This window comes from Brachybacterium sp. HMSC06H03, from assembly GCF_001807385.1.
In the GTDB taxonomy this organism is placed as follows: Bacteria; Actinomycetota; Actinomycetes; order Actinomycetales; family Dermabacteraceae; genus Brachybacterium; species Brachybacterium conglomeratum.
Window position 1 is genome coordinate 1 of record NZ_KV788952.1, and the last position, 9082, is coordinate 9082.

At 73.7% G+C, this 9082-nt stretch carries 11 protein-coding genes; 9 read left to right on the top strand and 2 right to left on the bottom strand.

Translation table 11 applies throughout. From position 1 onward, the window contains the following. The 4 genes from crtI to HMPREF3159_RS15265 form a co-directional block, all read left to right on the top strand. The coding region (gene crtI / locus HMPREF3159_RS15250; RefSeq protein WP_141748265.1) for a phytoene desaturase family protein at positions 1-806 on the top strand (806 nt) is incomplete at its 5' end. Then, entirely contained in the window at positions 803-1150 is a 348-nt protein-coding gene (locus HMPREF3159_RS15255; RefSeq protein WP_070502052.1) for a lycopene cyclase domain-containing protein, read from the top strand. The genes crtI and HMPREF3159_RS15255, both read left to right, overlap by 4 nt. Beyond that, complete coding sequence (locus HMPREF3159_RS15260) at positions 1147-1455, top strand: lycopene cyclase domain-containing protein (protein WP_070502054.1); 309 nt, start codon at positions 1147-1149, stop codon at positions 1453-1455. Before HMPREF3159_RS15255 ends, HMPREF3159_RS15260 begins: the two co-directional genes overlap by 4 nt. Next, positions 1452-2339, top strand: a complete 888-nt coding sequence (locus HMPREF3159_RS15265) for a prenyltransferase (protein ID WP_070502055.1) — start codon at positions 1452-1454, stop codon at positions 2337-2339. Before HMPREF3159_RS15260 ends, HMPREF3159_RS15265 begins: the two co-directional genes overlap by 4 nt. Before the next feature lie 81 nt (positions 2340-2420). Here the strand turns inward: HMPREF3159_RS15265 and HMPREF3159_RS15270 are convergent, their stop codons facing one another. After that, a complete protein-coding gene (locus tag HMPREF3159_RS15270; RefSeq protein ID WP_070502057.1) occupies positions 2421-3857 on the bottom strand; it encodes a NupC/NupG family nucleoside CNT transporter in 1437 nt (478 codons plus the stop codon). A 79-nt stretch (positions 3858-3936) separates the two neighbouring features. On the opposite strand from HMPREF3159_RS15270, the gene HMPREF3159_RS15275 reads away from it, so the two are divergent. The 5 genes from HMPREF3159_RS15275 (at position 3937) to HMPREF3159_RS15295 (ending at position 8360) form a co-directional block, all read left to right on the top strand. Further along, a complete protein-coding gene (locus tag HMPREF3159_RS15275; RefSeq protein WP_070502059.1) occupies positions 3937-4401 on the top strand; it encodes an ArsR/SmtB family transcription factor in 465 nt (154 codons plus the stop codon). Positions 4402-4482: 81 nt separating this feature from the next. Continuing rightward, a complete protein-coding gene (locus tag HMPREF3159_RS15280; protein WP_070502061.1) occupies positions 4483-5625 on the top strand; it encodes a FecCD family ABC transporter permease in 1143 nt (380 codons plus the stop codon). 27 nt (positions 5626-5652) lie between these two features. Further along, positions 5653-6732 (top strand): ABC transporter substrate-binding protein, encoded by a 1080-nt coding sequence (locus tag HMPREF3159_RS15285; protein WP_083305985.1) that lies wholly within the window; start codon positions 5653-5655, stop codon positions 6730-6732. Continuing rightward, on the top strand, positions 6729-7541 hold the full coding sequence (locus HMPREF3159_RS15290; protein ID WP_083305986.1) for an ABC transporter ATP-binding protein: 813 nt from the start codon (positions 6729-6731) through the stop codon (positions 7539-7541). Before HMPREF3159_RS15285 ends, HMPREF3159_RS15290 begins: the two co-directional genes overlap by 4 nt. Before the next feature lie 84 nt (positions 7542-7625). After that, a complete protein-coding gene (locus tag HMPREF3159_RS15295) occupies positions 7626-8360 on the top strand; it encodes a class I SAM-dependent methyltransferase (protein WP_070502062.1) in 735 nt (244 codons plus the stop codon). Positions 8361-8720: 360 nt separating this feature from the next. Here HMPREF3159_RS15295 and HMPREF3159_RS15300 read toward each other — a convergent pair. Beyond that, the coding region (locus tag HMPREF3159_RS15300) for a TolB family protein (protein ID WP_371441715.1) at positions 8721-9082 on the bottom strand (362 nt) is incomplete at its 5' end.

The following is a 9082-nucleotide window of genomic DNA, read 5'->3' on the forward strand; positions in this document are numbered from 1 at the left end:
CGGGCCGCCGCGCCGCGGCGCGCGGGGTCGAGATCCGCACGGCCGACGGGGAGGTGCGCGAGCTGCGCGCCGACGTGGTCGTCGCGACCGCCGATCTGCACCACGTCGAGACCGCGCTGCTGCCGCGGCGCCTTCAGACCTATCCCGCCTCCTGGTGGAGCCGCCGCACTCCCGGCCCCGGTGCGGTGCTGGTGATGCTGGGCGTGCGCGGCGCCCTCCCGCAGCTCGCCCATCACACGCTGCTGTTCACCCGGGACTGGGACGAGAACTTCGGGGCTCTGCGGGAGGGGCGGGTCCCCTCGCCCGCCTCGAGCTACGTGTGCCGTCCCTCCGCGACGGATCCGTCGGTCGCCCCGCCCGGTCACGAGAACCTCTTCGTGCTGGTCCCCGTCCCGGCCGACGCGTCGCTGGGACACGGCGGCGTGGACGGCACCGGCGATCCCGCGGTCGAGGCGATCGCGGAGGAGGCGATCGCGCGGCTCGCAGAGGAGGCCGGGATCCCGGATCTCGCCGAGCGGATCGTGGTCCGCCGCACGGTCGGTCCCGGGGACTTCGCCGGGGACCTCGGCGCCTGGTCCGGGAGCATGCTCGGTCCCGCCCACACCCTGCGCCAGAGCGCCTTCTTCCGGGCCCGCAACGCCTCGCGGCGGGTGGAGGGGCTGCTGTACGCGGGCTCGAGCACCCTGCCCGGGATCGGACTGCCGATGTGCCTGATCAGCGCCGAGCTGGTCGCGAAGCGGCTGCGCGGCGACCGGTCCTCGGCCCCGCTGCCCGAGCCCGCACCCTCCGCCGGGGCCCCCGCATGACCGGGATGGTGTACCTGCTGTGCCTGCTGACGGTGCTGGGCTGCATGGTCCTGCTGGACCGGCGCTTCCGCCTCGCCCTGTGGCAGGCCCCGCGCCGCGCGGCGACGGTGCTCCTCGCGGGGGTCGCATTGTTCCTGGCCTGGGACCTCGCGGCGATCGCGGCGGGCCACTACCGGATGGGAGACAGCGCTCTGATGAGCGGCATCGAGCTCGGGCCGGAGCTGCCGCTCGAGGAGCTCGTGTTCCTCGTCTTCCTCTGCTATGTCACGCTCGTGGTGCGGGGGCTGATGGATCTGCTGCTGGGTCGACGACGGCAGTCCCCCGCCCGGCGGGAGGAACCATGAGCTACGCCGCCCTGGCCGGGCTCTTCCTGCTCCCCGTGCTGCTGGTGACGGTGCTGGCCGCCGTGCGGCGCCGGCCCGGACCGCGCTGGTGGCTGACCACCGGCGCGACCGTCGCGGCGCTGCTGGCGCTCACGATCGTGTTCGACTCGCTGATGATCGCGGCGGACCTGTTCCGCTACGCCGAGGAGGACCTGCTGGGCGTGCGGATCCTGCTCACCCCGCTCGAGGACCTCGCCTGGCCGCTCGCGGCAGGGCTCCTGCTGCCCTCGCTGTGGCTGCTGCTGACCCCGCAGGAGGAGCGATGAGCATCCTGTCCGCCCCGCGACCGGGCACGCTGTCCCAGCTGCTGGGCACCTCGCGCCCGCTGAGCTGGATCAACACCGCCTACCCCTTCGCCGCCGCGTACCTGCTGGCCGGCGGGGGCGTCGACGCGGCGCTGCTGGTGGGCACGGTGTTCTTCCTCGTCCCGTACAACCTGCTGATGTACGGGGTGAACGACGTCTTCGACCACGAGTCCGACCTGCGCAATCCCCGCAAGGGCGGGGTGGAGGGGATCGTCCTGGACCGGCGCGTCCACCGCACGACGCTGTGGGCGGCCGGGCTCGGGTCGCTGCCCTTCGTCGTGGCGCTGCTGGTGCTGGGCGGTCTCGCCTCCGGGGCGGTGCTGCTGGTGGTGCTCGCCGCGGTGGTCGGGTACTCCGCGCCCGGGATCCGGCTCAAGGAGCGACCGGGGCTGGACTCGCTGACCTCGGCGGTCCACTTCGTGGGACCGGCGGCGTTCGGCCTGGTGCTGGCCGATGGCCCGGTGGGCGCGACAGCCGTCGCCGCGCTGTCGGCGTTCCTGCTGTGGGGCATGGCCTCGCACGCCCTCGGCGCGGTGCAGGACATCCGCCCGGATCGCGAGGCGGGGATCGGCTCGATCGCGACCGTCCTGGGTGCGTCGCGCACGGTGCGCCTGGTGCTGTGCCTCTATGCCGCGGCCGGCGTGCTGATGCTGGTCACGGGATGGCCGGCCGCGCTCGCGGGGCTGCTGGTGCTGCCGTATCTCGCGAGCGCCTGGCCCTTCCGCTCCCTGTCCGATGCCGACTCGGAGCGCGCCCACGCCGCCTGGCGCCGCTTCCTGCGCCTGAACCTGCTCAGCGGCTTCCTGCTCACGCAGCTCCTGCTCGTGATCGCGCTGACCGGCTGAGCCGAGGCGGGCCAGGCACCGGCACAGCGTCGGCGTCGGCGTCGGCGTCGGAACAGCATCGACGCCGACGGCCGACGGCGTTCAGCCGAGCATGATCCCCGCGATCGTGGCGCTCATCAGGTTCGCGAGCGTGCCCGCGAGGATCGCCTTCAGGCCGAGCTGCGCGATCTCGGGGCGACGCTCGGGGGCGAGGCCGCCGAGGCCGCCCAGCAGGATCCCCAGCGAGGAGAGGTTGGCGAAGCCGGTGAGCGCGAAGCTCGTGATCGCGGCGGTCTTGGGGCTGAAGGTGTCGATCTCGGGCCCGAAGCCGGCGAAGGCCACGAACTCGTTGACCACGATCTTCTGCCCCACGAAGCTGCCCGAGGCGACGGCCTCGTCCAGCGGCACCCCGATCATCACCATGATCGGCGCGAACACCCAGCCCAGGATCTGCTGGAAGGTGAGGTCGTCGGCGCCGAACCAGCCGCCGACCGTGCCGATCAGCAGGTTGATCAGCGCGATCAGGGAGATGAAGGCGAGCAGCATCGCGCCCACGGTCAGGGCGAGCCGCAGCCCGTCGGCCGCTCCGCCGGCGGCGGCGTCGATGACGTTGCTGTAGGAGAGGGTGTCCTCCTCGTCATCGTCCTCCGTCGACGTCGCGGCCGACGAGGTGCCTCCGGTGGGGGCGGGCGCATCGGACGTCGCGGCGGAGTCCACTGCGGTCGCGGAGATCGGCGCGGTCCCGTCGGCCGCGGCAATGCCGGACTCCGCGGCGGTGCCGTCGGCTGCGGCGGTCGCGTCGGCCGACGGCGCCATGCCCTTGCCCTTCCTGCGGGTGGTCGCGGCGACCAGCTCCGCCTCGCGGGCGACGGCCTCGGGATCGTCCTCGGGCAGGAGGATCTTGGCCATCAGCAGCGCACCGGGGGCGGCCATGAAGCTCGCGGCGATCAGGTACTCCAGCGGGGCGCCGAGCAGGGAGTAGCCCACCAGCACGGAGCCCGCGACGGTGGAGAGGCCGCCCACCATCACCGCGAACAGGCCCGAGCGGGAGAGGCTGCCGAGATAAGGGCGGATGACCAGGGGCGCCTCGGTCTGCCCCAGGAAGATGTTCGCGGCCGTGTTCACGGACTCGCCGTAGCCGGTGCCGAGCAGCTTGCCGAGGGCGCCGCCGAGCAGCTGGACGATCCACGGCAGGATCCGCCAGTGGTAGAGCACCGCGGTGAGCGAGGCGAAGAAGATGATCACCGGCAGCACCTGCAGCGCGAAGATCGTCCCCTCGCCCTCGGCCGGCAGCAGCCCGCCGAAGAGGAAGGAGATGCCCTCGGAGGAGGTGTCGATGACTGCCTGGAATCCGGCGCTCACCTGCTGCAGCGCCCATCGCCCGGGGCCCCAGTACAGGACGATCACCCCCAGCGCGAGCTGCAGCGCGAAGGCTCCGACGACGGTGCGCGGGCGGATCGCGCGGCGGTTGCTGGACAGGGCGAAGGCGATGAGCAGGAGGCCTGCCATCCCTCCGATGCCCCAGAGGACGTCGAGCATCGCAGCACCTCGCAGAGAGTCGGGGACAGGGGCGCGGTCGACGGCGACAGTGTAGGGGGCGCCCGGTACCGTGTGCGCCATGAGCCCCGGCCGCCCCGCCCACGTGAGGACCTCCTCCGAGGTCCTCGACGACGAGCAGCTGGTCGAGGAGCTGCGCAGCCTGCTCGCCGAAGAGGACGGCTTCGGCGAGCTCGCCGCACGCATGGCGCTGCTGGCCGACGAGCGCCGCCTGCGGATCCTGTTCTGCCTGCACGCCCATCCCCTGATCCGCAGCTCGGACCTCGCCCGGGCGATCGGGGCGCACGAGTCCACCACCTCCCACGCCCTCGCGGTGCTGCGGGAGGCCGGGTGGGTGCACGCCGTGCGGACCGGGCGCGTGGTGCGCTACGAGCTGGCGAGCGGCTTCGCCCACGATCTGCTGCACGAGCTCGGCTCCGGGCACCTCGACGACGTCGACCACCCGCACCACCACGCACATGACGGGCACCACGCGCACGGCGGACCGAGCGCGGACGAGGGCTCCGGTCGGCGCCCCGACGCCTGACACCGCACGCCGCTCGGCGAGCCCGGGCAACCGCGGGCACGGCCCGCCCGGCCCCACGGCAATACTTGTAGGCTCGTGCAAGTGACGTCCTCAGCCCCTGCCTCGGCGACCCCGGCGAACGTCCAGGCCGGCACCTTGCCGGCCGCCCGCCCCGCGACAGACCCCTCTCCCGACGCGCTCGGGGTCCGCTCGCGCGCCCGACGCTCCGCGCTGCTCCTCGTCGTGCTCGCGGTCGCGAGCATGGCGAGCATCGTGCTGTGCGTCGGGATCGGCCCGGTGCCGATCCCCGCGGGAACGACCGTGCAGGTCATCGCGCACCACCTGGGACTGCCCGTCCCCGCGGCCCGGGAGGCCTCGGTCGACTCGATCGTCTGGGACGTGCGCGTGCCGCGGGTGCTGATGGGGGCCGCCGTCGGCGCCTGCCTCGCTCTCTCCGGCGCGGCGCTGCAGGCGATGGTGCGCAACATGCTCGCCGACCCGTACATCCTCGGCGTCTCCGGCGGCGCCTCCACCGGGGCCGCGGCCGCGATCCTCTTCGGCGTCGGCGCGGCGCTGGGCGACTACGCGCAGTCGGTGCTCGCCTTCCTCGGCGCGCTCGGCGCGGCGCTGCTGGTGTTCCTCATCGCCCGGGCCGGCGGCCGAGTCACCTCGCTGCGCCTGCTGCTCTCCGGCGTCGCCGTCGGCTACGCGCTCACGGCGCTGACGAACCTGCTGATCTTCTCCTCCGACTCGGCCGAGGGCTCCCGCTCGGTGATGTTCTGGATGCTCGGCTCGCTGTCCCTGGCCCGCTGGAACGCCTTCCTGTGGGTGGCCCTCGTCGCGGCGGTGCTCGGCGCGATCGTGCTGCTCGCGGGCGCCCGCGTGCTCGACGCGCTGAGCGCCGGCGACGAGATCGCCCACGGCCTCGGGATCCATCCCGACCGCGCCCGCGTCGGCTTCCTGCTGGTCGTCTCGCTGTGCACCGCCGCCGCGGTCGCGGGCGCCGGATCGATCGGCTTCGTGGGTCTGGTGATCCCTCATCTCGCCCGGCGTCTCGTCGGCGCCCGCCACCGCGTGCTGATCCCCGCCTCCGCGCTGCTGGGCGGGCTGTTCCTGCTCTGGGCCGACGCCTTCGCCCGCGTGGTCATGCAGCCGCGCGAGCTGCCGATCGGCGTGCTCACCGCCGCGATCGGCGCCCCCTTCCTGCTGATCCTCGTGCGCCGGCTCCACGCCCGGCAGCGCTGACCCCTCTCCCCCGCTCGAAGGAGCACGATGCCTCGCACGTCCCTCCCCCAGGCCGACGCCCTCGGGGCCGTCAGCCACGGCCCCACGCCCGCGCCGCTGCGCCGCCGCACCCTGATGGCAGGTCTGTTCGGCGCCGTCGGCCTCACCGCCGCCTGCGGCTCCTCGGACGGGAGCACAGGCGACGAAGGCTCCGACGGCGGCGGCGGATCGGCGGAGGGCTTCCCGCTCGAGCTCGCCAACTGCGAGGCGACGCTCACCTTCGACGCGCCGCCCGAGCGGATCGTGCTGCTGGAGTCGGCGCCGGTGACGACGCTGGACGGCGTCGGGGTGCTGGACCGGGTGGTCTCTCGGGCCGGCGCCTTCCCGTCCGGCTACTACGACGAGGACCTCGCCGCACGCATCGAGGCGATCCCGACGCTCAGCGACGAGATCGACGCCTCCGGCCATCTGCAGATCTCCCAGGAGATGGTGATCGCACAGGAGCCCGACATCGTCTTCGGCCTGCCGGACGGCGTCACCCGCGAGGCGATGGCCGATGCCGGGGCGCAGGTGGTCGTGCAGAACGTCTACTGCGCGACCGGCGGGCACCGCTCGAGCTTCGAGACGCTGCACGAGCAGATCGACGCCTACGGGCGAATCTTCGACCACGGCGAGCAGGCCGAGCAGCTCTCCACCTCCCTGCAGGAGCGGATCGATGCCGTCTCCGAGTCCGCGAAGGACCTCGCCACCGCCACCGCCGCGGTGCTCTATCCCTCCGTGGGCGGCGGGCCTCTGTACGCCTACGGCGCCGCCTCGATGGTGACCGCGCAGCTGGACTCCCTCGGGATCGAGAACGTCTTCGCCGACACCGAGGAGCGCGTGTTCGAGATCAGCGCCGAGCCCCTGCTGGCCGCCGACCCGGACGTGCTGATCGTGCTCCACCAGACCGATGGCGACGGCTCGGACGTCGCCCGGGAGATGATCTCCCAGGATCAGCTCGGCAGCCTCCGCGCCGTGCAGGACCGGGCGCTGCTGCCGCTGCTGTTCAACTTCGCCGAGCCCGCCTCCCCGCTGGTCGTCGACGGGCTCGAGCGGATCCACGAGTGGCTCGTGGAGCTCGAGGGATGACCGGGCCGGGGCTTGCCGCGCCCGTGCTGTCCGCGCACGGGCTGCGCCACTCCTACGGCGCCTCGCCCGTGCTCGACGGGATCGATCTCGAGGTGCACGACGGGGAGGTGCTCGGCCTGGTCGGCCCCAACGGCAGCGGGAAGACCACCGCGCTGCGGATACTGCACCGCTCGCTGGTGCCGGAGGCCGGGCAGGTGCTGCTGGACGGCCGCGATCTCGCCGAGCTGCCTGGCCGCGAGCGCGCCCGGTCGATCGCGGTGATGGCGCAGGAGCTCAGCGGCGAGGTGCCCCTGACCGTCGCCGATGTGGTGCTGCTGGGCAGGATCCCGCGCTCCGGCGCCTTCGGCGGGACCGGCGGCGAGGACCTCGAGATCGCGACCGAGGCACTACAGAGCGCCGGCGCCCTGCATCTGGCGCGGCGGGAGTTCGGCCTGCTCTCCGGCGGGGAGAAGCAGCGGGTGCTGATCGCCCGCGCCCTCGCCCAGCAGCCCCGTGTGCTGCTGATGGACGAGCCGACGAACCACCTCGACATCGGCTCCCAGCACCATGTGCTCGAGGTGGTGCGCGCACGGGGTCTGGCGACGGTGGTGGTGCTGCACGACCTGAACCTCGCCGCCCGCTACTGCGACCGCGTGATCGTGCTGGACGAGGGCCGGGTGCGCGCCGAGGGCCCGCCCGCCGAGGCGCTCGCGGTGGGGCTCGTGGCCGCGACCTACGCCGTCGCCGCCGAGCGGGTCCTCGCCGCCGACGGCACCACACAGTTCCTCTTCCGCGGCCCGGACGACGCCGCGGACGACGGCCACCGCTGACCCGTCGGCCCCACCTCTCCGACGACCACCGCCCTGGCACCCCGGGGCGGTGCAACTGCCCCGACCACCCCTGGAGCCGCCCCGATGACCCGCACCGCCGACGAGGACCAGCAGGCCTGGAACCGCTACTGGACCCGCTGGGCCGTCGAGTACGACGAGCACCAGCTCTCGCGCCTCTCCCTGCCCGGTGAGCGCGAGGCCTGGTCGAGGGCCTTCGGCGACGCGCTGCCGCCCGGCACGCGCGAGGTGCTCGACCTCGGCACGGGCAGCGGGAACGCTGCCCTGCTCCTCGCGGCCGACGGCTACGACGTGACCGGCATCGACCTCTCCCCCGGCATGCTCGCGCAGGCACGGGCGAAGCTCGAGCGCCATCCGCGCCCTCCGACCTTCCTGGAGGCCGACGCCGCGGATCCGCCGTTCCCGCGCTGCAGCATGGATGCGATCGTCTCCCGCTACCTGCTGTGGACGCTGCGGGACGCCCCCACGGCGCTGCGGCGCTGGCACGAGCTGCTGCGCCCGGGCGGCGTGCTGGTCGCGATCGACGGGCAGTGGTTCGAGCCCAAGGACGAAGGGGGCACGGCGCCAGCGACCGCGCGCCAGGAGCACTTCGCCGAGGCCTATGACGAGGCGGCCGTTGACCACCTCGACTTCGCCCGCGCCGGGGTGGAGCGGATCTGCGCGGTCTGGGAGGAGGCGGGCTTCGTCGACGTGCGCGCGGACCCGCTGCCCGAGCTGCTGGAGCTCGACCGCGCCCACGGCGTGGCCCCTGGGCACTCCCCGCAGCTGCTGCACCGCTTCTCCGCCCGCCGAGCAGGCTGAGCACCTCTCACGCCATTCCGGACCCCGAACGACATCGCTCACCAGCCACCACTGTGTGCCACACACTATGGTGCTCTGACCTGGGCCCGGCTGATCGGGCTGGTCCGCGTCGAGGGCGACCATCCGCCGGTCCTGCACCCGGGCCTGCGGACGCTGCTGCTGAGCCCGGACCTGTTCGAGCGGGCCCGCACCGCCGGCGACATCGACGCGCAGTCCATGCACACCCTCGGCGTGATCCTGGTGGTCTCGATCCTCGCGGTCGCCGCCTGGGACGTGGCCGACGGCTGGCTCAAGACGCTCCGCGACCGGCGCCGCTGAGCGGCGGGCCGGCCGTCGCCGGCCCGCTCCGCCCCTCGGGGATCAGTCCGCGTGCGGACGATCGAGACAGACCACGTGGAGGGAGTCCGGGGACCAGCAGTGCCCGCCCGCGGTCCCCGGCACGCCGCGGAGACGGGCGAGATCGCGCCCTCCCGACCCGTCGACCGCACACAGCCGCAGGAGCGGGTCGGCATCGGCGGCACCCTGCTCCCCCGGCGGATGGCTGACATAGGCGACCAGCCGGCCGTCCGGGGAGACCTGCGGGAAGCGGTTCACGCGCTCGTCGTGGGTGAGCTGCTCGATCCCGGTGCCGTCCGGTCGCATGCGGAACAGCTGCGCATGTCCCGGCGCGGCGGGGTCGCTCTCCGCGTCGAAGACGGCCCCGCCTCCGCCGTGCGCGGCGC